Consider the following 21,527-nt stretch of genomic DNA (forward strand, 5'->3'; position numbering starts at 1 on the left):
TATAATGAAAGGCAAAACACGGAAGGATGCGATCATGTGAAACAGGAAATGACGAATCTGACGAAGACCCAGCAGTTTATCGTCGAGTTCTATCATAAGAATCCCTTTGTCGAGTACTTGCAGGCTGAGGTGGTGCCGACGCCAGACGGCGGCGTGCAGCTGGAGCTGACCGTCGAGGCCGAGCATACGAACCTCTACGGCATCATCCATGGCGGCGTGCTGATGTCGCTGGCTGATACGGCCATGGGGGCGGCCGCCCTGGCCCATAACAAGAAGGTCGTCACGATGAACCTCAGCATGGATTTCATGCACTCGGTGCCGCTGACGACGCGGCTGATTGCCACAGGCGCTGTGCTCCACGATGGCCGTCATACGATGACCCTTGAGAGCGAGATCCGCAATGCTGATGGCAAATTGTTTGCCAAGGGCCATGGAACATTCTATGTGCTAGGACTTGTGCATGAATGAGGGCTGGATCCTTTTAGATAGGCGCTTATTTGACGATGAGCCGGCAGAAACGGTATAATGATTCTTGGATGTGTGTGATATGAATGGTTGGGAGGGGATTGCATGAGTAAGCTTACGTTAGACCGGGCTAAGGAAATCCTGGCGAAACATACGACCGAGGAACATCTCTTTACCCATGCGGCTGCGGTCAGTGCAGCGATGGGAGCGATGGCGGATCATTTCGGTGCGGACAAGGAGCACTGGGAAGCCATCGGCTATCTGCATGATGTGGATTACGAGAAGTACCCCGACGAGCATTGCCATCATGTGCGCGAGCTGTTGGCGCCCGAGGGGATTGACGAGGAGGATATCCAGACAATCATCTCGCATGGCTGGGGCATCACGACCGATGAGGCCGAGCCGGTGACGGATATTGCCAAGAGCCTGTTCACGGTAGATGAGCTCACGGGCATCGTGCAGGCTTATGCACTCATGCGTCCCGAGAAGATGGAGGGAATGGAGCTCAAATCCCTCAAGAAGAAATTCAAGGATAAGCGCTTCGCGGCCAAGTGCAGCCGTGACATCATCAAGCAGGGCATCGACATGCTGGGCATGGAGCCGGGAGTGGTCATGCAGTGCTGCATCGATGGCATGACGGCGCATAGGGAGGAGCTTGGTCTTTGATTGACGAACATGAATGGCGCAGCGTGTTGCAGGTGGCCGAGGACGGTACATTTTCGGCGGCGGCAAAACATCTTTTTGTCTCGCAGCCATCGCTGTCGCAGTGTATCAAGAAGATAGAGACGGAGCTTGGGGAGCACCTTTTCGACCGCAGCCAGACGCCGCTGCAGCTGACCCCGGCAGGCGAGGTCTATGTGGACAAAGCGCGGCGCATCCAGCGTCTCAAGCAGGAGATCATCAAGGAGACGGCTGACCTTTCGGAGCTGCGTTCGGGCAATCTCTGCATCGGCAGCTCGCGGACGCGCTCGTCCTGCTATCTGACGAAACCCATCATCGAGTTCCATCGCAATTATCCGGGCATCCATCTGCAGGTATGCGAACACAGCCTGCATGAGCTCAAGGAAGATGTGCTCGCAGGTACTGTTGATTTTGCGCTGCTCTATGAGCCACTGCCTGATGCGAGCTTTGCTGCGATTCCGCTGCTCAAGGAGCGGACGCTGCTGGCAGTGCCCATGGACCATCCGCTGGCCAAGAAATATGGCGGCAAGCAGGTGCTGCCGTATCCGACCTTGTCCTTTGCGCGTCTGCATAAGGAGCCGTTTATCCGCTTGCAGAGCACGCGGCGCATGTCGAAGATATTCAGTGAGCTTTGCCAGCAGACCCAGTGCGAGCCTGATGTGGTCTTTGAGGCCAACAGCATCATCGATGCGGCTGAGCTCTGCACGGCGGGACTCGGCATCACGCTCGTGACCGATATGCTCGTGCGCGGCTGGCATTGGCGGCAGGCGCCGTTCTTCTTCGAGCTTGAGGAACAGGTGGAGGAGCGGCAGCTCGTAGCGGCCTACGGGCGCAACCAGCATTTGTCCCATGCGGCAAAATCGTTCATTGCGCTGCTCAAGCGCTAATAAATAGAAAACAATAAACCCAAGAGGAGCGATTGCTCCTCTTTTTTCGTTATTGGAATTTCGAATAGCCAATATAAGCAGTATGTATTTCCCCGATAGCTTTTTTTTATGTAAAATAACCCTAGTTAATGAATTCTTGTAATTCGTTGTGTATTAAGGGAAGCTTTAGGAGGGGAAACATTATGTCGAAGGAGATTTCACGTCGTACCTTCATAAAAGGCGCGGCAGCAGCCGGTGTCGTACTGGCAGCAGGCTCTTACTTCACGTGGAATGGCAAGAACATTCCGGAAAAAGTCCAGAAGGGAGAGGTCACGTACGATGTACTGATCATCGGCAGCGGTGGTGCAGGCATGCGTGCAGCATTGGCTGCGGCTGAGAACAAGAATCTCAAGGTCGCTGTCATGACGAAGCTCGTCCCGACGCGTTCGGCTTCGACGATGGCACAGGGCGGCATGAACGGTGTCACGGCTGTTACCGATACGGCAGATACGGTCGAGTCCCATGTGTTCGATACGATCAAGGGCGGCGACTATCTCTGCGACCAGGATGCGGTCGAATACTTCGCTGAGCGTGCTGGTGCCAACATCTATGAGATGGATTATATGGGCTATCCGTACAACCGCCAGAAGGACGGCTGCTTCCATCAGCGCAAGATGGGCGGCCATTCGCATGCACGTGCTTCCTACTTCGAGGACCGCGCTGGCCATGCAATGGTGCACACGCTGTTCGAGCAGTGCCTGGACAAAGGCATTGATTTCATCTCCGAGTGCCAGATGCTTGAGATCAGCATGGGCGGCGAGAAAAATGACCAGCTCAACGGCGTTATCGCTATGGATATGCGCACAGGCAATCTCATCGGCGTTCCGGCTAAGGCTGTCATCATCGCGACGGGCGGCTATGGCCGTGTCTACTGGATCCGTACGTCCAATCCGTACAGCTCCACGGGTGACGGCATCGTGGCCGGCATGAATGCTGGTATCCCGTTCAAAGATCCCGAGATGGTGCAGTTCCATCCGACGGGCCTTTCGGCTAATGGTGTCCTGCTTTCCGAGTCCAGCCGTGCCGAGGGCGCGCAGCTCAAGAACAAGAATGGCGAGCGCTTCATGGCTAAATATGCACCGGAGAAGATGGAGCTGGCAACGCGTGATATCGTAGCGCGTGCTATCGCTACGGAGATCGAGGAAGGCCGCGGTATCGGCGAAGGCATCCATGCCGGCGTCTACATGGACTTCACGGTCATCCCGGCCGAGCGTATCCGCGAGCGTCTGGGACAGGTTGCTGACCTTTCCAAACGCTTCGCCGGTGTCGATATCACGAAAGAACCGGTTCCTATTGCACCGACCTGCCACTATTCCATGGGCGGCCTTGAGATGGCTGACTTCCATACGGGCGAGTCGCGCGTACCAGGCATCTATGTCGCTGGTGAGTGCAGCTGCGTATCGGTACATGGTGCAAACCGCCTCGGCGCAAACTCCCTGTCTGAGGTACTCGTCTTTGGCCATACGGCTGGCGATGGTGCAGCAGCTTACGCAAAAGATCATAATTATGCTGGCAGCCAGGACAAACTCGCTCAGGATTGCCAGAAATGGAAAGATAAATTCGAAGAAGTCACGAACCGTCCGGAAGGCTGCGGCAAGACCGTACCGGAGATCCGTGATGCCATGGTCAACACGATGTGGTACAAAGCTGGCGTATTCCGGCAGGAAGACCAGCTGAACCAGGCAACGCAGGAGCTCAAGGCTCTTGAGGAAGAGTATAAGCATTGCTATGTCGGCGACAGCTCGCATGTCTACAACACGGCTTTTGAGCAGTACGTCGAGCTCGGCAACCTGCTGCAGATCTCCCATGCCATCGTACAGGGCGCACTGGCTCGCAAAGAGAGCCGTGGCGGTCATTCTCGTCGTGACTATCCGAAACGTGATGATAAGAACTTCCTCAAACATACGCTTATCTTCAAAGATCAGAAGACGGGCGAGTATCGTGCGGAATATAAAGACGTCGTTATCACGAAATATCAGCCGAAAGAAAGGAAGTATTGATCATGGACGTAAAGCTTAGAATCCATCGCTTCGTTGAAGGGAAAAAATGGGTACAGGATTACACGCTTCCGGTTACGGTCGGCATGACGGTACTTGAGGCACTGACGCAGGTCAAAGAGCATCAGGACCCGACCCTTTCGTTCACTTGCTCCTGCCGTTCGTCCATCTGCGGCGCTTGCGCTGTCCGCGTCAACGGCAACGCAGAGCTTTCTTGCGAGATTCTCGTTGAGAACCTCATGAAACGTTACGATACGGATGAGCTCACCATTGAGCCGCTGGGCAACTTCCGTGTCATTCGCGACCTCATCGTCGACTGGGATCCGAAATATGCCCGCATCAAGAAAATCAACCCGACGGTACATCCGAAGGATGAGTTCTCCGCTGAGAAAGGCTGCAAGCAGTCGCCGGAGGACTTCAACAAATACAAGAAACTCGCCGGCTGCATTCTCTGCGGCTCCTGCGTATCCGAGTGCAACAAGAATGCGCTGAGCCAGGATGACTTCCTCGATCCCTTCGTTTTCGTCAAGGCTGCGAAAATCACGCAGGATTCCCGCGACAAAGATCCGAAGGAACATCTCAAAGCTGTTGTCGATGCTGGTCTCTGGCGCTGCTTCAACTGCCAGGAGTGCACGGCAAAATGCCCGAAGGGCCTCGATCCGGCTGGTGCCATCGAGAAGCTCAAGGAAGCTACGTTCAAGATGGGCCTCGATGACAACGTCGGTGCCCGCCATGCCAAGGCAATCTATGACGATATCAGCGAGTCCGGTACGCTTGACGAGTCGAAGCTCAACATCAAGTCGGAGGGCTTCTTCGCCGCTGGTCTGCGTGCACCGATGGCCCTGCGTCTCATGCGTGTCGGCAAGATGAATCCGCTCGACAGCCATCCGGTCAACAAAGAGATTGAAACCATCCGCAAGGTCGTCAAGAATGCGGAAGCGGCAGCGAAGGAGGAGAACTGACTATGAAGTACGCATTATTCCCGGGCTGCGTCCTCGAAGGCGCTGCAGCTGAGGCTTATACGTCCCTGAAGAAAGTCTGCGAGAAGCTCGGCATCGAAGTAGAAGAAATCCCGAACTGGACCTGCTGTGGTGCGTCGCACGCACAGGGTGTCAACGATCTGGCTGCACTGGCTGTCAACGCCCGCAACATCTCGATTGCCGAGAATATGGGCCTCGATATCATGACGGTCTGCAATACCTGCACGCTGCAGCTGCGCACGGCTAAAGCTCGTCTCGACAAGGACGAGAAGCTGCGCGCCAAGGTCAACCAGATCCTCAAGGATTCTGGTCATCCGTATGAATACAAAGGCACGAGCCAGGTTACGCATTTCCTCTGGATCCTTGATGATCATCCGGAACTGCTCGATGGCAAGATCACGAATCCGCTCAATGGCTACAAAGTCGCTGGCTACTATGGCTGCCATATCCTGCGTCCGCAGGAGGTCATGGATCATGGCGATGGCAAACATCCAGAGTACTTGGAGCGTCTGATCCGCAAACTTGGTGCTGAGCCGGTATGGTTCAGTGCTAACCGCAAATGCTGCGGTTTCCATGCGCAGCTGGCTGCTGAACACGATGTGCTCGTCGCTACGGGTCAGATTGTCGACAGTGCCGATCAGGCTGGTGCTGGCGCTATCGTCACGCCGTGCCCGCTCTGCCAGATGCAGCTCGATATGTACGAGCCGGAGGGCCGTGAGGCCGTCCACTCGCAGGCTGAGGTTCCTATCCTCCACCTGCAGCAGCTCGTCGGCCTGGCACTGGGCATGACGAAAGCCGAGGTCGGCTTTGACCGTCACGTCTCGGCACAGGAAAAGCTCAAACTGGGCTGATGAATCAACGTACCCTTTCCTAAATTATATAAACACACATCACAACGCAAAGGTGACAGGCTTACAGAAAGCCTGTCACCTTTGTGCTATAATGGGGCAAACTGATAACCAAGCAGGGGGAAGGAGTGCTGTTCATGGCAAGAGTTGTGGTGATTGGTTCAGGGCCGGCCGGCGTGTCGGCGGCACTTTACGCACGGCGGGGAGGTGCGGAGGTCACAGTGGTCTCCCGCGGGGAGCAGACCGGGGCGCTCGCCAAGGCGCATCTCATCGAGAATTACTACGGGCTGGAAGAGCCGGTGTCCGGTGCAGAGCTGCTGCGCCGGGGAATCGCTGGCGCCCGGAAGCTCGGGGTGGAATTTACCGAGGATGAGGTACTGTCGCTGGCCTTTGATGATTCGTTCACAGGATTCCTTGTGGAGGGCCGTAAGGCGAAGCTGGCGGCTGACAGTGTCATCCTAGCTGCCGGTGCGGCGCGCAGCAGCTTGAAATTGCCGGGCATTGCCGGATTTGAAGGCAAGGGAGTCAGTTACTGTGCCGTCTGCGATGCCTTTTTCTATCGTGGCAAGACGGTGGCTGTCATCGGTGCCGGCGAGTATGCCCTGCATGAGGCGCAGGCGCTGCTGCCCCATGCGGCCCGGGTTGTCCTGCTGACCAATGGGGCAGAACCAGCCGTGGCTGTCCCGGCGGACATCGAGGTGCAGACAGGCGCCTTGGCGGCGATAGAAGGGGAAACGCGCGTGGCGCGTGTGCGGTTTGCTGATGGCAGTGCGCTGGATACGGATGGTGTATTCCTGGCCTTGGGGACAGCCGGCAGCACGGAGCTGGCACGCAAGCTTGGCATCATGCTGGCGGGCAATAACATCAAGACCGATGCGCATATGGCGACGAATGTGCCGGGCATCTTTGCGGCTGGCGACTGCACGGGCGGTCTCCTGCAGGTAGCCAAGGCTGTCTATGAGGGCGCAGAGGCGGGCCTGGCGGCTGTGAAGTTCCTGCGCGAAAAACAATAGACGGAAAATACCTGATTGTGATAGAATCGAATAGTGGTTACGAATGATAGTCTAAGCAGAGATTAAGAGGTGCACGATGATTAAACTGATCTTATCGGATATGGACGGTACGTTGCTCGATGAAGCGGGTAACATGCCGGCAGGCTTTGATGATGTGATGGCACAGCTGCATGAGCGCGGCGTGATGTTTGCGCCGGCCAGCGGCCGCCAGTATCAGTCGCTGGTCGAGAGTTTTCCCGAGTATGCGGATAAATTCCTGTTCATCAGCGATAATGGCACAATGGTGCGCCAGCATGGTCAGGAAATCTTTTCCGATGTCATCGAGCGCCAGAATGCCCTGCGGTTGATCAACAGCGTCAATGATATGGACGGGATCTACAATGTCTTCTGCGGCAAGAAGAAGGCGTATATGCTCAAGGGCAAGCATCCGGAGAAATATTTTGATGAATTGCAGAAATATTTCCGGGAGCTTGAGCTGGTTGATGACTTTGCAGCTGTTGATGACGATCCCATCAAGGTCTCGTTCTTTACGGCTGCTGGCGATGCCGATACGAAGATTTTCCCGTTATTTGCGCAGGAACAGGCAGAGATGCAGGTGGTGCTCGCCAGTGCCTACTGGGTGGATATCACCAATAAGGGTGCCAACAAGGGCATGGCCGTGCGCAAGGTTCAGGACCGTCTGGGTATCCGCTTTGAGGAATGTGCTGCATTTGGCGATTATATGAATGACAAGGAAATGCTCGAGTCGGTCTATTACAGCTATGCCATGGACAATGCGTATCCCGACATCAAGGAAATCGCGCGGTTCACGACGAAGAGCAACGCCGAGAACGGTGTCCTCTGGCAGATTGAGCAGCTTATTGCTCAAGGCTTGTGCTGAGCAATATGAAATAAGGCAACAAAAAAACCTCCGCGTGGAGGTTTTTTTGTTGCCTTATTTGCTGTTTTGCGAATCGGCCTTGCGTTCCCATTCAGCCGGCAGGTTCTGCAGGAACTCGAAATTATGGCATTTCTGGCAGGCTGCCTTGGATTTCTCGTGACTGTAATGGCAGTCCGAGCAGACGAGATCGCCGAGATGTGAATCGTGCGGATTGCCCTCCGGATAGTTTGTCTTGGCGACGATGTCGCTGACGGAATGGCATTTGGTGCACATCTCGTTGTCGAAAGCGCGCTTCTGCGGTGGATCGTCAAAGTCGTCGGTGATGTACCAGACGGTTTCCTGAACCTTGTCTTCAATGCCGTTGTCATGGCAGTCGATGCAGGCGACACCGGCCTCGGCATGCTTATGGGCAAGGATGTCGCCATCGTGGTAGCCCTGGACGTATGGTTCCATGACGTGGCAGGGGGAGCAGGCAACCTGCGGAACGGCTTCGACCTGATGCATGAGGACGATTCCGAGGACGCCGGCAACGAACAGCCCAGCCAGTGAGGCCAGCGGGCGTTTCTTGATAAAGCCCAGGATTTTCGCGAACCGGGATTTCATGGATAGACCCCTCCTTGTTATTTGGTAGTTCCGTTAGTCTTTTTACAGTATAAGCGGGATTGGACGTTTTGCCTTTACGGGAATCACTGAAAGTATCTGGGAATGTTTTGTGCTTTCCTACAAGGGCAGCAAAAGCTGGCTGCGTTAGAATGGATATAGATTGATTTTCGAATGGGGGAAAAAACGATGGATGAAAACAAGCACAGCGGGATTTCCCGCCGGAATTTCCTGAAGACAGGAGCACTGGCTGCCGCCGGAATCATGACGGCTGGCTTTATGGCAGGCTGCGGCAATGGACGCAAGAGCAATCTGCGCAAGGATAAAGAGGGGGGCGTTGCCGCTGGTGAAGAGCCAGCATTCATGAAGGCGCCGGCGCCGATTGATGACAGCAGCATAAAGGAAACGAAAGAAACGGATATCGTCATCGTTGGTGCTGGCATGTCCGGCCTCTGTGCCGCTGTTTCGGCCGCTGAGGCCGGCGCCAAGGTCATGGTCATCGAGAAGGGGCCGACGGTCAATTTCCGCAGCTTTGATTATGGCTCGGTCAACTCGAAGGCACAGCTGTCGGTCGGCAACAAGCTCGATCCGCTGGCCGTGACGCGTGAAATCATGCGCTGGGGCGGCTACAAGGCTGACCAGCGTGTCGTCAAGCTCTTTGCCGAAAAGAGCGGCATGGTCAATGACTGGATCGTTGAGCATGCCGAAAAGCTTGGCTGCAAAGTGAAGTCCGTATGGACGAAGGAAGAGCAGATGTCGCCGAATGCGACAATCCCGAATATCCCGACGCTGTCCTTTGTCCTGGAGCCGCCAGAGGGCGCCGCTGAGGCGACGCCAAAAGGCATGATTGGCGGCAACCCGGTCATCGCGATGGCGTACACGCTCAAGACTTCGGCTGAGAATCTTGGCTGTGAGATTTTCTATGAGACGCCGGGCGTCCAGCTGGTGCGTCCGAATAATGAAGGCCGCGTCACGGGCGTCATTGCCAAGGACAAGGATGGCAATCATATCAAATTCAATGCCAAGAAAGGTGTTATCCTGTGCTCGGGCGACTATGGTCATGACAAGGAGATGCTGCATTACTTTATCCCGGCGGCGGAGAAAGTACAGAAAATCCTGTATCCGAACTCCTTCAATACCGGCGATGGCCAGAAGATGGGCATGTGGGTTGGTGCTGGCATCGATGAGGGGCCGCATGCGCCGATGCTGTTTGATAATGCCCTGCTTGATCCCGATGGGAATCCGGGCGGCCGCATGGATGCTATCCCGCGTCAGCCGTGGCTGGCAGTCAACCACAAGGGCGAGCGCTATGCCAACGAGGATCTGCCCTTTGCCTATATTTCGAACCAGGTGCGTCAGCAGGTCGGTTTGACGCGCTGGACAATCTTCGATGCGAAATGGGAAGAGGAGGCACCGCGCTTCCATCAGAGTGCCTGCAAGGCCCTCAAATACCATCATCGCAAGAAGGAATTCGATCAGCTCGTGGAAAAAGGCGTCGTCGTCAAGGCTGACACCATCGAAGAGCTGGCCGACAAGGCTCATCTGCCGGTGGAGGCTCTGAAAGCTACGATTGCGCGCTACAATGAGCTCGCGAAAAAAGGTGTCGACGAGGATTTCGGCAAGGATAAGGTCTATCTGACGACGGTGGAGAAGGCACCGTTCTATGCCGGACACATCGGTACATCGCTGCTGGTTACCCTGGGCGGCCTTACCATCAATGACAAGCTGCAGGTTCTCGACAAGGAGCGCAATGTCATTCCGGGACTCTATGCAGCCGGCAATGCGTCGGGCAGTTTCTTTGCGACGGATTATCCGATTGTCGTAACGGGCTGCAGCCATGGCCGTGCGTATACGTTTGGCTATCTGGCAGGCAAGAGCGCTGCCGGGGCTGAGGCCTGAGGAGGGAAAAAGGGATGAAAAAAGGATTTCTCGGGCTGGCTATGGCTGGCATGATGACGTTATCTATGGGGGCAGCCAGCGCTGCTGCCAATCCGTTTGCTGATGTACCTGCTGAACATTGGTCGTATGATGCGGTCAGCCAGCTGGCCAAAGACGGCGTAATCGAAGGTTATGGGGATGGAACCTTCCGTGGCGATAAGAGCATCACGCGCTATGAGATGGCGCAGATGACAGCGCGGGCAATGAGCCGGCAGGATCTGAAGGACAGCGATAAGGCTCTCGTCGATAAGCTGGTCGCTGAGTATGCTGCTGAGCTCAAGAATCTTGGTGTCCGTGTGGCTGAGCTTGAGCGCAATGCGGACAAGGTGAAGTTTGACGGGTTCTTCCGTATCCGTCAGGAAAATTTTGGCAAGCAGAACAAGATTGACGATACGCTTAAAGCGTATATCGAGGCCTATGTTCATGCTGCTGTCGATGAGCATTGGACCGTAGAGTCCAAGCATAAGATCACTTGGGATATGAAGAATGATGAAGGCAACGATGGAACGGTAAAGACCAGCAATATCTATAGCTATGGCCGTTATAAGGATCTGGCGGTCAAAATCGGCAAGTTCGATACGGTGGACGGTTATGCCTACACCCATGAAGATCCGATGCGCGGCGTGCAGGTGAAGTTCGGCGGCAAGCTCAAGACGCAGCTTTCCTGGGGCCGCATAGCGAATCCGAACAACAACTTTGACGCAGATTATGGCTCGGTCGTCCTGACGTATCCATTGAGCAAGCGGGCAAATCTCTATGGTGCTCTGCATCATCTGCAGCCGCTGACTACCGGTCGTAAGAATGTTGGCGATGCAACCTATAACATTGGCAATATCGGTTTTGATACGCTGCTGGGCAACAATTTCCGCTTTATCGCACTCTATGCCCGCAGCAATGCCGAGACGCGGCTTAACCGCAACGGCTACTTCCTGGAGCTTGATTACAAGCGCATGCAGGTGCAGAATCCGGGATCGTACATGATCATGCTGCGCAACTTCCGCGTGACAGATGCCACGGCAATTTCTTCCCGTTATGAGGCCTATACCCATGGCAACCATACAAGCCTCATGACGACGCTGCAGGCGCTGATGGCCAACGATTTCAACTGGAAGCAGACGGCAGAAGCATTGTTTGTTCATGTCAACACCCTGCGCTATCGCTATGAGAAGATCCAGCAGGTACTGGAATGGGAGGGCAGCGGCATGGAGATGCGGACGAATCTGTTTGCCGCTGTCCGGGCCGGAGCAATCCTTGATATCCTGGATGCTGATGAGCAGATAGAGGAGATGCTCGTAGCGAATTGATGCCAGGGGAATAGGAGTGTAGCCGATGCAGATCCGCAAGCGTTTGTTCCTGTCGAACTGCATGATGTTCGTGGTTCCGTTCTGTGTCATCCTGTTGATGGCGGGAGCTTTTTATACGTCATATCAGGACATGAAACTGCGGGATCTTGGCAACCGTGCCTCGGACAAGCAGGTTATCCATGAGATTGAGGCTGACATGCGGCAGGTGTTGACGAGCCTGCCTTCTGAGCAGCGTGAATGGACGGCGGTGTTCGAGTCGTTGGCGGCACGCATGGCAGAGGAAAACTATCACCTGATGGTCATGGATGGCAGCCGGCGGAAGATCTTCAGCAACTGCACGCCGCTTGATGAGCAGCTGCTCGGGGAGGAACTGGAACCGGCTGCTTTTGAGCAGGATTCGTCGGTCTATATCCTGCGGAGCAGCAATGTGGTCAAGTATATGTTCCAGCATGAAGGGAAAGAGTATCATGCGGTAGCTATCCTTTCCCGTGATGTCGATGCGGTGGAGGGACGGCTTTGGTATATCTATCATAGCTATACAGGGCTTTTGATCCTGGTGGGGCTGTTGGTGTTCCTGCTGGTGGATTCTTATCTGGCCCATCGTTTGGCGCAAAAGATCATACGGCCCCTTGATGCGCTGCAAGCTGGTGCGAGGTCAGTGGAAAACGGCGATCTGTCCGTGCGGATCTGTACCGATGGCGATGAAGAGTTCCAGTCCCTCTGCGGACATTTCAATGCCATGGCCATGCGTCTGCAGGCTTCGCGGCAGTCCCGGGAAACGGCGGAGAATGACCGCAGGATGCTGCTGGCGGGTATCTCGCATGACTTGCGGACGCCGCTTACGGTTATCCGTGGCTATATCGAGGGACTGCGCGATGGTGTGGCTGTGACGCCGGAGATGCAGCAGCGTTATCTGCAGAAGATCCATGAACGCACGGTGCAGATCGAGAGCCTCGTCGACAGGCTGTTCTTGTTTTCGAAGATGAATCTGGGCGAGTATCCGTTTTCCTTCCAGGTAATCGGTCTTTCTGCCTGGCTGCAGGAAGTCGCGCGGCGTTGGCAGCAGACTGCTGGTGCTGAGAGGATGGATATCCGGCTGGTCTTGCCAGAGCAGGCGGAGCGTCTGCGGATCCGGATAGACCGTGTGGAAATGGAACGGGTACTTGATAACCTGCTGAGCAATGCACGCAAATACCATGGAGCGGGAAGACTGGCTGTGGAGATTGCGCTGCGGGAGCAGCGTAAGGAAATATGGCTGCAGGTTACTGACAATGGACCGGGGGTAGCGGCTGAGGAACTGCCGCGGATATTCCTGGAATTCTACCGCGGCGACCAGGCGCGCACGGCTACGGCCAAGGGAAGTGGCCTGGGGCTTGCTATCGCGGCGAAGGTCGTGCAGGCACATGGCGGCAGGATATGGGCGGAGAATCATGGTGGGTTGCGGGTAATCGTGGCATTGCCTAAGGGGGAACTGACGAAATGAAACGCATTCTGATCGTGGAAGACGATCCGGATATTGCCGAGCTGGAGCGCGACTATCTGCAGCTGAACGGCTTTGCTGCTGACATTGCTGCCGATGGGCAGGAGGGCATGGACAAGGCGCTTGGCGGTGCGTATGATCTGTTGGTGCTCGATATCATGCTGCCAGGAGTCAGCGGCCTTGAAATCTGCGCAGCTGTGCGCCGGGAACAGGAGATACCCATCCTGCTGGTCACGGCCAAGAAGGAGGATATCGATAAGATCCGCGGTCTCGGGATGGGGGCTGATGATTATGTGGTCAAGCCTTTCAGTCCTGGCGAGCTCGTGGCCCGGGTGCGAGCGCACCTGGCACGCTATGAGCGGCTGCTGGCGGGAAGTAAGGGGGGGCAGCAGCGTGACGGTGGCTTGCGTCATGGTGATTTATGCCTGCTGCCAGAAGAGCATCGGGTGTTCCTGGCGGATGAAGAACTGCATCTGTCCCTCAAGGAATTCGAGCTGCTGGCATATTTCTTGAACCATCCGCACCGCGTCTGCACGAAGGAGGAGCTGTTTGAAGCCATCTGGGGCCAGGAGGCTCTTGGGGATATCTCGACGGTTACTGTGCATATCAAGCGCCTGCGGGAAAAGATCGAACCGCCCTGCCGGATCGAGACGGTCTGGGGGGCCGGCTATCGTCTCAAGACGATGGAGTGTTGAGTTAATATAATACTAATGCATTTATAATGGAAAAACGCGCAGGCTTTAAGGCCTTTCCAATTTGTGGCTCCTATACTAGCAACTGTGAAGATAAAAGATTTGAGACAAAGGAGTCTGAAGTTATGAAAGCAAGCATGAAAAAGATTACGGCCCTCGCATTGGCCGGTATGATGAGTTTTGGCGTGACCAGCGTTTCCCTGTCCAGCATTTCTGAGGCGCATGATAGTGATGTGCAGCAGGAAGAGTACGCAGATGGTACGTCGAACAAATACAGCCATCGCATCCATGAAGAAGAGACGACGCATCGTCAGAATGTCCGCTCTATCCGTTACGAACATCGCAAGGGCATGATCGATGACAAGGAGCATGACAAGAAGCTCAAGGAAGAGCAGGAGCGTCACGACAAGAAGATGCAGCAGATCAAGGATGACTATGAGACGCACAACCATCATAAAAGCAGATGAATGACAGGTGAGAGAGACCGTTTGGCGGAGGCCGGACGGTCTTTCTTTGTATTGCATATTGTCAGGCGAAACGGTATAATCAATAATAGGTAATTATGGGTAAGTGTGCCCTTTTTTCGGTATTATGCAATCCAAAAGCAAAGCAGGTGACAGATCATGCCAATGAAAATCGATAATATGACGGCGCAGGGGCCGTCTGTATCCGTGAGCCGCAGCACGGAGGATGAGCGTGTCCGTGAGGCGGATGCCGATTTCAGCACGGAACTTCGCAATCAGGAGGAATCGGTAACGACGGAACAGCTTGACAAGCTGCTCAAGCAGATTGATGAGCAGGGGGCACGTCTTTCCCGGACGCCGACCTATGATGAGCTTAAATCATATCGCACGCTGATCAAGAATTTCGTCGGCGAGGCAGTCAATCACATGTATGAACTGCATACCCAGGCGGGCTGGGATCGCATGGGCCGCCAGAAGGTCTATACGACGGTGCGCAAGATCGACAAGAAACTCGAGGAGATGGCGGAAAAGATCCGTCTGGGGCAGTCGAGCCAGCTTGACATTGTTGCAAGTCATGATGCCATCCGCGGCATGCTCGTGGATCTGTATATGTGATGGAGATCAGCTGGGATAAGATTATCGGGCACACGGCACAGAAGCAGCAGCTCCAAACGATGCTGGCTGAGGGCAGGCTGCCCCATGCGCTGCTGTTTTCAGGTCCGGATGGCATCGGCAAGAAGATGACTGCCCGGGCTTTGGCGGCTGCGCTCCTGTGTGGCTGCCGTACGGAACAGGGGCTGCCCTGCGGCCACTGTGAGTCGTGCCAGGCGATGCGGCTTGACAGCCATCCGGATTATTATGAGGTACTGCCCGAGAGCCGCGGCAAGGCAGCTAAGGTCATCCGCATCGAGCAGATCCGCGAGATGCAGACGGTGGCTTCGCGCTATCCGATTCTCTCGGCGGGCCGGGTGGTGCTCATCGACGAGGTCGAGCGCATGAATGAAGCGGCTGCCAACAGTCTGCTGAAGACACTGGAGGAACCGGCGGGCCAGGTCACGTTTCTCCTGATTACGAGTGCGCGCAGCTCGTTGCTCGACACCATCGTTTCGCGGTGCATGCCGATGGCTTTTGGCATGCTGCCGTCTGAGGAGATGGCGCAAGCGCTCAAGGGCAGGGGCATACCCGAGGCTGCGGCTGCAGAGCTGGCGGCTTTGGCCGATGGCAGTCTGGGCAGGGCCGTGACGCTTTATGAGAACGGCGGGCTCGACCTTCGCGATGACGCGCTGCTGTTCCTCGAGCAGCTCGATGGACTGGAGCTGGAGCTGGTCTGGCAGCAGGCGAAGGCCAAGGGGGCCTGGGAGCGGGAGAAGCTTTCCGAGTGGTTCCTGTATCTTAACATGCTGCTGCGGGATATGCTGGTGCTCTACGAGGATGGCGCCAGTCCCCTGCTTTATCATCAGGACAGCCGGCAGCGGCTGGCAGGGCTCCTGCCCCGTTTTCCGGAACCGCGCATCTTTGCGCTGCTCGGACTGGTGCGGGACTTGCAGCGGCGCCTGCAGGCCAATGTGAACCTGCCGCTGCAGATGGAAGGATTCTTATTGCGTATACGCGATTTGACATAGATCATTAGGAGGAAAACAGTGCAGACAATCATAGGTGTCCGCTTCAAGAAAGCGGGAAAGATATATTATTTTGGGCCGGGGAATCTGGAAATCGAGCCAGGTCAGCATGTCATCGTCGAGACGGCGCGGGGCATGGAATGCGGCTTGACCGTCCTGGGGCCGCGTGAGGTAGAGGATCACGAGATTACGCAGCCTTTGAAGATCGTTCATCGCATCGCCAATGCGTCCGATCTTCAGCGCATCGAGGAAAACAAGAAACGTCAGGTTGAGGCCTTTGCCATCTGCGAGAAGAAGATCCAGGAGCATAAGCTGCCGATGAAGCTTGTGGAGGTGGAGTACACCTTCGACATGAACAAGATCATCTTCTACTTCACGGCGGATGGCCGTATCGATTTCCGCAATCTGGTCAAGGATTTGGCGGCGGTATTCCGCACGCGCATAGAGCTCAGGCAGATCGGCGTGCGTGATGAGGCCAAGCTCATGGGCGGCATTGGCTGCTGTGGGCGGCCGCTCTGTTGTGCGTCGTTCCTCGGTGACTTCGAGCCGGTATCGATCCGCATGGCCAAGGAGCAGAACCTTTCGCTGAATCCGACGAAGATCTCGGGCATCTGCGGGCGCCTGATGTGCTGCCTCAAATACGAGAATGACTGCTACTGTGAGAACTGCCATAAGAAGCAGAAGAAAGTCATGGCACCGGCCCAGGGCAGCCGCGTGGTATCCGTCGAGGGCGAGGGCAAGGTCATCTCGCTGAACCAGCAGCGCCGGACAGCGACGATCCTGCTCGACAACAGCCGCACGATCGTTGCGTCTTGGGAAGATGTCATCGAGAAGGATGAGGATGACATCGATACGGCAGCTGCTATCCCGGCAGAGCCGGTGGTGGACGAAGTCCTTGCTGGCATGGAGGCGGAAGAGACGCGTCAGGAGCGTCCGCGCCGTGAGCGCAGCCGTCGTCCGCGCGGTGAGCGGAAACAGGATGGTCATTCGCGTGACAAACGTGAGTCCCGCGATAAGGAGAAGGAAACGCGCAATGCCGGTTCCCATGGCCGCCGCCGTCCGCGTGGCGATCATGAGAAGAGCCGTGAGGGCGGCAACAACCGTCCGCGGCGTGACCGCCGTCCGCGCGGCAATCGCGAGAAGAACGGCAATAACGGCGGAGGCAAGGAAAACAAAGAATGAGAGACGTCAGCCTGAAGGAAAATGAACGGCTCGACGATTTGATGAGGAGCGGGCGGCACATCATCCAGAATACGCAGGAATTCTGCTTTTCGCTGGATGCGGTGCTGCTCGCCCACTTTTTATCGTGGAAAAGCCGGCAGAAAGTGTTGGAACTTGGCACGGGGACAGGCGTTATCCCGCTGCTTATTGCCGATGAGGTAGCCCGAGTCGATGCTGTCGAGCTCAGTCCGGTCATGGCCGATGTAGCGGCCCGCAATGTCTGGATGAATGAGCTGGAAGACAAGATTTTCGTCCGGGAGGGTGATTATCGTGGGATTCGGGAGCTCTATGCCCCCGAATCTTTTGATGTGGTGGTGGCCAATCCCCCATATCGGCCTGTAGCCCATGGGCAGGTCAACAAGGTGTCTGGCGTTGCCCGGGCGCGCCATGAGTTCACGGCAACCCTTGAGGATGTGGTGCGTGCGGCCCGCTACGCTCTGCGGTTCGGCGGCCGCTTTGCGATGGTGCATCTGCCCGAGCGGCTTGGGGAAATCATCGTATGCCTGCACGAGCATCAGATGGAGCCGAAACGCCTGCAGATGGTACAGCCGAAGGATGGCAAGGCGCCGAACATGATGCTTATCGAGGCTGTAGTTGGTGCGGCTCCTGGCGGGCTCAAGGTGCTGCCGCCGCTTATCGTCCATGAGGCGGATGGCAGCTACACGCCGGAAATCCTGCGAATCTATGGCATGGAGGAAGATTGATGACAAACGAATCAGCAAATGGTGCTGGCACACTGTATCTTTGTGCGACGCCTATCGGCAATCTTGAGGATATGACTTACCGCGCGGTGCGCATGCTGGGCGAGGTTGAGCTGATTGCGGCCGAGGATACGCGTCATACGCGCCAGCTGCTCACGCATTTTGATATCCATACGAAGCTCACGAGCTATCATGAGCACAACAAGTTCACGAAAGGGCCGGAACTCATCGAATACATCCAGCAGGGGCATGACCTTATCTGCGTCAGCGATGCGGGGCTGCCTGGCATCTGCGATCCGGGCAGCCATTTAGCGGAGCTTGCGATTGCTGCCGGTATCCGTGTCGCACCTCTGCCAGGCTGCAATGCCGGGCTGTCGGCATTGATCTGCTCGGGCCTTGATACGACATTGTTCACCTTTGTGGGGTTCCTGCCCAAGACGGCCAAGAAGCAGCAGGAAACGCTCTTGCGCATCAAAGGCTACGAAGGGACGCTGATCTTCTATGAGGCGCCGCATCATCTGAAGGCGACGCTCAAGCAGCTGCTGGCGGGCCTTGGCGACCGCCGGGCGGTGCTGGGCCGTGAGCTCACGAAGAAGTTTGAGGAGTTCCGCCGCGGTACCTTGTCAGAACTTATGGAGTACTATCAGCAGAATGACCCGCGCGGTGAGTATGTCATCGTCGTCGAGGGAGCTGGCGAGGAGGAGCTGCAGGCTGAGAAAGAGGCTGTGCCGGAAGATCCAGTCGAGCTTTGCCGGCAGTTGATGGCAGGCGGCCTCGATAAGAAGTCCGCCATGCGTGAGACGGCGAAAAAGCTTGGCCTCAGCCGTCGCGATGTCTATCAGGCCATGCTGACAGCGCAGGAATAATGCGTTATAATAAAAAAGTTAGAGTAAAATCCGAATCATTAGCGGGTTTATTATAAGGAGGATCATTTTCCATGACAGAGAAAAAACCGTTTTATATCACGACGCCGATTTATTATCCGAGTGCCAAGCTGCATATCGGTCATGCATACTGCACGACGATTGCTGATTCGATTGCCCGTTTCCATCGCCTGGCCGGTGATGACGTATTCTTCCTGACGGGCTCTGATGAGCACGGCCAGAAAATCCAGCAGAAGGCTGAGGAAGAGGGCGTAACGCCAATCGAGTACACGGATAAGATCGTCGCCGGGTTCCAGAACCTCTGGCAGCGTCTGAGCATCAGCAATGATGACTTCATCCGCACGACCCAGAAACGTCATGAGAAAGTGGTCCAGGAAATCTTCCGCCGCATCTATGCCAAGGGCGATATCTATAAAGGTTCCTACAAGGGCCTCTACTGCACGCCGTGCGAGAGCTATTGGACGGAGCATCAGCTCGATGAGAACGGCTGCTGCCCGGACTGTCATCGCCCGGTACAGGAGGTTGCCGAGGAGGCATACTTCTTCAAGATGAGCAACTACCAGGACAAGATCCTGGCGTATATCGAGGAGAATCCGGACTTCATCCAGCCGGCATCGCGCCGCAATGAGATGATCAACTTCATCAAGCAGGGCCTTGAGGATCTCTGCATTTCGCGCACGTCCTTTGACTGGGGCATCCCGGTGCCTATCGATGAGAAGCACGTCATCTATGTCTGGTTCGATGCCTTGACGAACTATCTGACGCCTATCGGGTTCCTCGATGATCCGGAGAAATTCAACAAGTTCTGGCCGGCTGACCTGCACCTCGTCGGCAAGGAAATCGTCCGTTTCCATACAATCATCTGGCCGTGCATCCTCATGGCCCTCGACTTGCCGCTGCCGAAGAAGGTCTATGGCCATGGCTGGCTTATCGTCGATGGCGACAAGATGTCGAAGTCGAAGGGCAACGTCGTCGATCCGATTGCCCTGATTGACGAGTTCGGTGCTGACGCTATCCGCTACTTCCTGCTGCGCGAGATCAATCTCGGCCAGGATGGCAACTTCTCCCGCGACGCGCTGATCCAGCGCATCAACAGCGACCTGGCCAATGACCTGGGCAACCTGCTGCACCGCACCCTCAACATGATTGGCAAGTTCCAGGATGGTATCGTGCTGGCACCGCAGGGGGAAAGCGAGATCGATAAGTCCCTCAAAGCCGATGCAGCGGAGACGGTACAGTTCTTCGACGAGAACATGCAGAAGATGGAGCTGTCGCTGACCATCAAGAAGGTCTGGGCGTTCATCAGCCGTGCCAACAAATACATCGACGAGACGGCTCCCTGGGCACTGGCCAAAGAGCCGGAGAAGAAGCAGGAGCTGGCCAATGTCATGTATAACCTCGTCGAGTCGCTGCGCCATATCAGTGTGCTGATTGCGCCCTTCATGCCGACGACGGCTGAGCGCATCTGGCAGCAGCTCAACCTGCCGCAGGCCTTTGCCGAAGTGCAGCTTGATGATATCCGCGAGTGGGGCGGCACGCCGGCTGAACTCAAGGTTGGTACGCCGGAGCAGCTCTTCCCGCGCATCGAGGTGGAAAAGGAAGAGCAGCCGGCTAAGCAGCCTAAGGCTAACAAGCAGAAAAAAGAGAAGAAAGCCGATAAGAAGGATGACAGCGGTGAGGTAACCTTCGATGAGTTCAGCAAACTGCAGCTGCGTGTCGCGAAGGTTCTCGCAGCTGAGAAGATCCCTGAGACGGATAAGCTGCTCAAACTCAAGGTGGACCTCGGCAGCGAGCAGCGTGAGCTCGTATCGGGCATTGCCAACCACTATGAGCCGTCGGAGCTCATCGGCAAGAATGTCGTCATGGTGGCGAACCTCAAGCCGGCCAAGATACGTGGCGTGGTTTCCCACGGCATGGTGCTGGCGGCCTCCCAGGGCGATGATCTCAAGGTCGTATCTGTCGACATGCCGGTCGGAGCTGTCGTCAAATGATGGAGCTTGTCGATACGCATACGCATCTCAATGATGTGAAATTTGCCGGTCACGAGCAGGAGGTCATCGAGCGTGCCCGTGAAAACGGCGTGACGCGGCTTATCAATATGGGCGATACCTTGGCTTCGTCGGCCAAGGCCGTCGAGCTTGCCGTAGCGTATGAGGGGGTCTATGCCGGCGTCGGCATTCATCCCGAGGAGGCGTTCCCGATGACGGGGCAGGATGACGCACAGCTTGCAGCCTGGACGGAGCAGCCGCGCGTCGTGGCCATTGGCGAGATTGGTCTCGACTATTACTGGGAAAAAGACCCGGAAAAGCGTCAGCTGCAGCAGCAGATCTTCATCCGTCAGCTCGACCTGGCCCGCCAGCTGCATCTGCCGGTCTGCATCCATGACCGTGATGCGCATGGCGATACGCTGGCTATCCTCAAGAAAGAGGGGAAAGGCCTGCGCGGTGTCATGCACTGTTTCTCCGGCAGCTGGGAAATGGCCCAGGAGCTTTTGAAGATGGACTGGTATATCGGTGTGGATGGGCCGCTGACATTCAAGAATGCGGCCAAACTGCCGGAAATCGTGCAAAGGTTTCCGTTGGAGCGCCTTTTGGTGGAGACTGATGCGCCGTATCTGGCTCCGGTGCCGATGCGTGGCAAGCAGAATGAACCGGCTTTTGTACGCTATGTAGCCGAGAAAGTCGCCGAAATCAAGGGGATTTCCGTGGATTCGGTGGCAGAACAGACTTCACGCAATGCGGAGGAGCTATACGCGCTCTGAACCCTGTAAATCATGAAAAAATAGCAAAAGTGGTGGACAAAGTCATGAAAGTGGCGTCCACCACTTTTCTTGT

Annotated in this window: 21 protein-coding genes; 20 read left to right on the top strand and 1 reads right to left on the bottom strand. The window is 55.9% G+C overall.

Translation table 11 applies throughout. The features are described 5' to 3' along the window. Nucleotides 1-36 precede the first annotated feature (36 nt). The 8 genes from BM322_RS10780 to BM322_RS10815 all read left to right on the top strand — a co-directional run bounded on the left by BM322_RS10780 (nucleotide 37) and on the right by BM322_RS10815 (nucleotide 7,790). Nucleotides 37-468, top strand: coding sequence for a PaaI family thioesterase (locus tag BM322_RS10780; RefSeq protein ID WP_318254599.1), 432 nt, complete (start codon nucleotides 37-39; stop codon nucleotides 466-468). A gap of 102 nt (nucleotides 469-570) precedes the next feature. Next, the gene (locus BM322_RS10785) at nucleotides 571-1,131 is read left to right on the top strand and encodes an HD domain-containing protein (protein WP_075430337.1); all 561 of its coding nucleotides are present in this window, start codon (nucleotides 571-573) and stop codon (nucleotides 1,129-1,131) included. Beyond that, nucleotides 1,128-2,033: a LysR family transcriptional regulator gene (locus BM322_RS10790; protein WP_075430339.1), complete on the top strand. Its 906-nt coding sequence runs from the start codon at nucleotides 1,128-1,130 to the stop codon at nucleotides 2,031-2,033. Before BM322_RS10785 ends, BM322_RS10790 begins: the two co-directional genes overlap by 4 nt. Before the next feature lie 182 nt (nucleotides 2,034-2,215). Beyond that, nucleotides 2,216-4,072, top strand: a complete 1,857-nt coding sequence (locus tag BM322_RS10795) for an FAD-binding protein (RefSeq protein ID WP_075430341.1) — start codon at nucleotides 2,216-2,218, stop codon at nucleotides 4,070-4,072. Nucleotides 4,073-4,074: 2 nt separating this feature from the next. After that, on the top strand, nucleotides 4,075-5,031 hold the full coding sequence (locus BM322_RS10800) for a succinate dehydrogenase/fumarate reductase iron-sulfur subunit (RefSeq protein ID WP_075430343.1): 957 nt from the start codon (nucleotides 4,075-4,077) through the stop codon (nucleotides 5,029-5,031). 2 nt (nucleotides 5,032-5,033) lie between these two features. Then, the gene (locus BM322_RS10805) at nucleotides 5,034-5,900 is read left to right on the top strand and encodes a CoB--CoM heterodisulfide reductase iron-sulfur subunit B family protein (protein ID WP_075430345.1); all 867 of its coding nucleotides are present in this window, start codon (nucleotides 5,034-5,036) and stop codon (nucleotides 5,898-5,900) included. A gap of 134 nt (nucleotides 5,901-6,034) precedes the next feature. Continuing rightward, the gene (locus BM322_RS10810) at nucleotides 6,035-6,910 is read left to right on the top strand and encodes an NAD(P)/FAD-dependent oxidoreductase (RefSeq protein WP_075430348.1); all 876 of its coding nucleotides are present in this window, start codon (nucleotides 6,035-6,037) and stop codon (nucleotides 6,908-6,910) included. A gap of 76 nt (nucleotides 6,911-6,986) precedes the next feature. Beyond that, a complete protein-coding gene (locus BM322_RS10815) occupies nucleotides 6,987-7,790 on the top strand; it encodes an HAD family hydrolase (protein ID WP_075430350.1) in 804 nt (267 codons plus the stop codon). 54 nt (nucleotides 7,791-7,844) lie between these two features. Here BM322_RS10815 and BM322_RS10820 read toward each other — a convergent pair whose 3' ends face one another. Next, nucleotides 7,845-8,393, bottom strand: a complete 549-nt coding sequence (locus BM322_RS10820) for a cytochrome c3 family protein (RefSeq protein ID WP_075430352.1) — start codon at nucleotides 8,391-8,393, stop codon at nucleotides 7,845-7,847. Between the two features lie 186 nt (nucleotides 8,394-8,579). On the opposite strand from BM322_RS10820, the gene BM322_RS10825 reads away from it, so the two are divergent. The 12 genes from BM322_RS10825 (at nucleotide 8,580) to BM322_RS10880 (ending at nucleotide 21,454) form a co-directional block, all read left to right on the top strand. Further along, nucleotides 8,580-10,289 (top strand): FAD-dependent oxidoreductase, encoded by a 1,710-nt coding sequence (locus BM322_RS10825; protein ID WP_143102234.1) that lies wholly within the window; start codon nucleotides 8,580-8,582, stop codon nucleotides 10,287-10,289. A 14-nt stretch (nucleotides 10,290-10,303) separates the two neighbouring features. Continuing rightward, nucleotides 10,304-11,632 (top strand): helix-turn-helix domain-containing protein, encoded by a 1,329-nt coding sequence (locus BM322_RS10830; RefSeq protein ID WP_075430356.1) that lies wholly within the window; start codon nucleotides 10,304-10,306, stop codon nucleotides 11,630-11,632. 25 nt (nucleotides 11,633-11,657) lie between these two features. Beyond that, nucleotides 11,658-13,115: a HAMP domain-containing sensor histidine kinase gene (locus BM322_RS10835; RefSeq protein ID WP_075430358.1), complete on the top strand. Its 1,458-nt coding sequence runs from the start codon at nucleotides 11,658-11,660 to the stop codon at nucleotides 13,113-13,115. Then, complete coding sequence (locus BM322_RS10840) at nucleotides 13,112-13,807, top strand: response regulator transcription factor (protein WP_075430360.1); 696 nt, start codon at nucleotides 13,112-13,114, stop codon at nucleotides 13,805-13,807. Before BM322_RS10835 ends, BM322_RS10840 begins: the two co-directional genes overlap by 4 nt. Before the next feature lie 122 nt (nucleotides 13,808-13,929). Beyond that, nucleotides 13,930-14,271 (top strand): hypothetical protein, encoded by a 342-nt coding sequence (locus BM322_RS10845; protein ID WP_082334468.1) that lies wholly within the window; start codon nucleotides 13,930-13,932, stop codon nucleotides 14,269-14,271. Nucleotides 14,272-14,427: 156 nt separating this feature from the next. Then, nucleotides 14,428-14,883, top strand: a complete 456-nt coding sequence (locus BM322_RS10850) for a YaaR family protein (RefSeq protein WP_075430362.1) — start codon at nucleotides 14,428-14,430, stop codon at nucleotides 14,881-14,883. Then, nucleotides 14,883-15,890, top strand: a complete 1,008-nt coding sequence (gene holB, locus BM322_RS10855) for a DNA polymerase III subunit delta' (RefSeq protein ID WP_075430364.1) — start codon at nucleotides 14,883-14,885, stop codon at nucleotides 15,888-15,890. Before BM322_RS10850 ends, holB begins: the two co-directional genes overlap by 1 nt. A gap of 18 nt (nucleotides 15,891-15,908) precedes the next feature. Beyond that, nucleotides 15,909-17,069, top strand: coding sequence for a stage 0 sporulation family protein (locus BM322_RS10860; protein WP_075430365.1), 1,161 nt, complete (start codon nucleotides 15,909-15,911; stop codon nucleotides 17,067-17,069). Beyond that, a complete protein-coding gene (locus BM322_RS10865; protein ID WP_075430367.1) occupies nucleotides 17,066-17,812 on the top strand; it encodes a tRNA1(Val) (adenine(37)-N6)-methyltransferase in 747 nt (248 codons plus the stop codon). The genes BM322_RS10860 and BM322_RS10865 overlap by 4 nt, the downstream gene beginning before the upstream one ends. After that, nucleotides 17,812-18,675 carry a 16S rRNA (cytidine(1402)-2'-O)-methyltransferase gene (gene rsmI, locus BM322_RS10870; RefSeq protein ID WP_075430369.1) on the top strand — a complete coding sequence of 288 codons (864 nt, stop codon included), beginning with the start codon at nucleotides 17,812-17,814 and terminating at the stop codon, nucleotides 18,673-18,675. The genes BM322_RS10865 and rsmI overlap by 1 nt, the downstream gene beginning before the upstream one ends. Nucleotides 18,676-18,746: 71 nt before the next feature. Continuing rightward, nucleotides 18,747-20,684 (top strand): methionine--tRNA ligase, encoded by a 1,938-nt coding sequence (gene metG / locus BM322_RS10875; protein ID WP_075430371.1) that lies wholly within the window; start codon nucleotides 18,747-18,749, stop codon nucleotides 20,682-20,684. Then, nucleotides 20,684-21,454, top strand: coding sequence for a TatD family hydrolase (locus BM322_RS10880; protein ID WP_075430387.1), 771 nt, complete (start codon nucleotides 20,684-20,686; stop codon nucleotides 21,452-21,454). The genes metG and BM322_RS10880 overlap by 1 nt, the downstream gene beginning before the upstream one ends. The last annotated feature ends 73 nt before the right edge of the window (nucleotides 21,455-21,527 follow it).

It is taken from the genome of Selenomonas sp. GACV-9, from assembly GCA_900116485.1.
Lineage (GTDB): Bacteria > Bacillota > Negativicutes > Selenomonadales > Selenomonadaceae > Selenomonas_A > Selenomonas_A ruminantium_G.

Coding starts and splice junctions, on each gene's coding strand:
- BM322_RS10785 (WP_075430337.1), top strand. CDS start 571: ATGAGTAAGCTTACGTTAGACCGGGCTAAGGAAATCCTGGCGAAACAT.
- BM322_RS10795 (WP_075430341.1), top strand. CDS start 2,216: ATGTCGAAGGAGATTTCACGTCGTACCTTCATAAAAGGCGCGGCAGCA.
- BM322_RS10800 (WP_075430343.1), top strand. CDS start 4,075: ATGGACGTAAAGCTTAGAATCCATCGCTTCGTTGAAGGGAAAAAATGG.
- BM322_RS10805 (WP_075430345.1), top strand. CDS start 5,034: ATGAAGTACGCATTATTCCCGGGCTGCGTCCTCGAAGGCGCTGCAGCT.
- BM322_RS10810 (WP_075430348.1), top strand. CDS start 6,035: ATGGCAAGAGTTGTGGTGATTGGTTCAGGGCCGGCCGGCGTGTCGGCG.
- BM322_RS10815 (WP_075430350.1), top strand. CDS start 6,987: ATGATTAAACTGATCTTATCGGATATGGACGGTACGTTGCTCGATGAA.
- BM322_RS10820 (WP_075430352.1), bottom strand. CDS start 8,393: ATGAAATCCCGGTTCGCGAAAATCCTGGGCTTTATCAAGAAACGCCCG.
- BM322_RS10825 (WP_143102234.1), top strand. CDS start 8,580: ATGGATGAAAACAAGCACAGCGGGATTTCCCGCCGGAATTTCCTGAAG.
- BM322_RS10830 (WP_075430356.1), top strand. CDS start 10,304: ATGAAAAAAGGATTTCTCGGGCTGGCTATGGCTGGCATGATGACGTTA.
- BM322_RS10835 (WP_075430358.1), top strand. CDS start 11,658: ATGCAGATCCGCAAGCGTTTGTTCCTGTCGAACTGCATGATGTTCGTG.
- BM322_RS10840 (WP_075430360.1), top strand. CDS start 13,112: ATGAAACGCATTCTGATCGTGGAAGACGATCCGGATATTGCCGAGCTG.
- BM322_RS10845 (WP_082334468.1), top strand. CDS start 13,930: ATGAAAGCAAGCATGAAAAAGATTACGGCCCTCGCATTGGCCGGTATG.
- BM322_RS10850 (WP_075430362.1), top strand. CDS start 14,428: ATGCCAATGAAAATCGATAATATGACGGCGCAGGGGCCGTCTGTATCC.
- holB (WP_075430364.1), top strand. CDS start 14,883: ATGGAGATCAGCTGGGATAAGATTATCGGGCACACGGCACAGAAGCAG.
- BM322_RS10865 (WP_075430367.1), top strand. CDS start 17,066: ATGAGAGACGTCAGCCTGAAGGAAAATGAACGGCTCGACGATTTGATG.
- rsmI (WP_075430369.1), top strand. CDS start 17,812: ATGACAAACGAATCAGCAAATGGTGCTGGCACACTGTATCTTTGTGCG.
- metG (WP_075430371.1), top strand. CDS start 18,747: ATGACAGAGAAAAAACCGTTTTATATCACGACGCCGATTTATTATCCG.
- BM322_RS10880 (WP_075430387.1), top strand. CDS start 20,684: ATGGAGCTTGTCGATACGCATACGCATCTCAATGATGTGAAATTTGCC.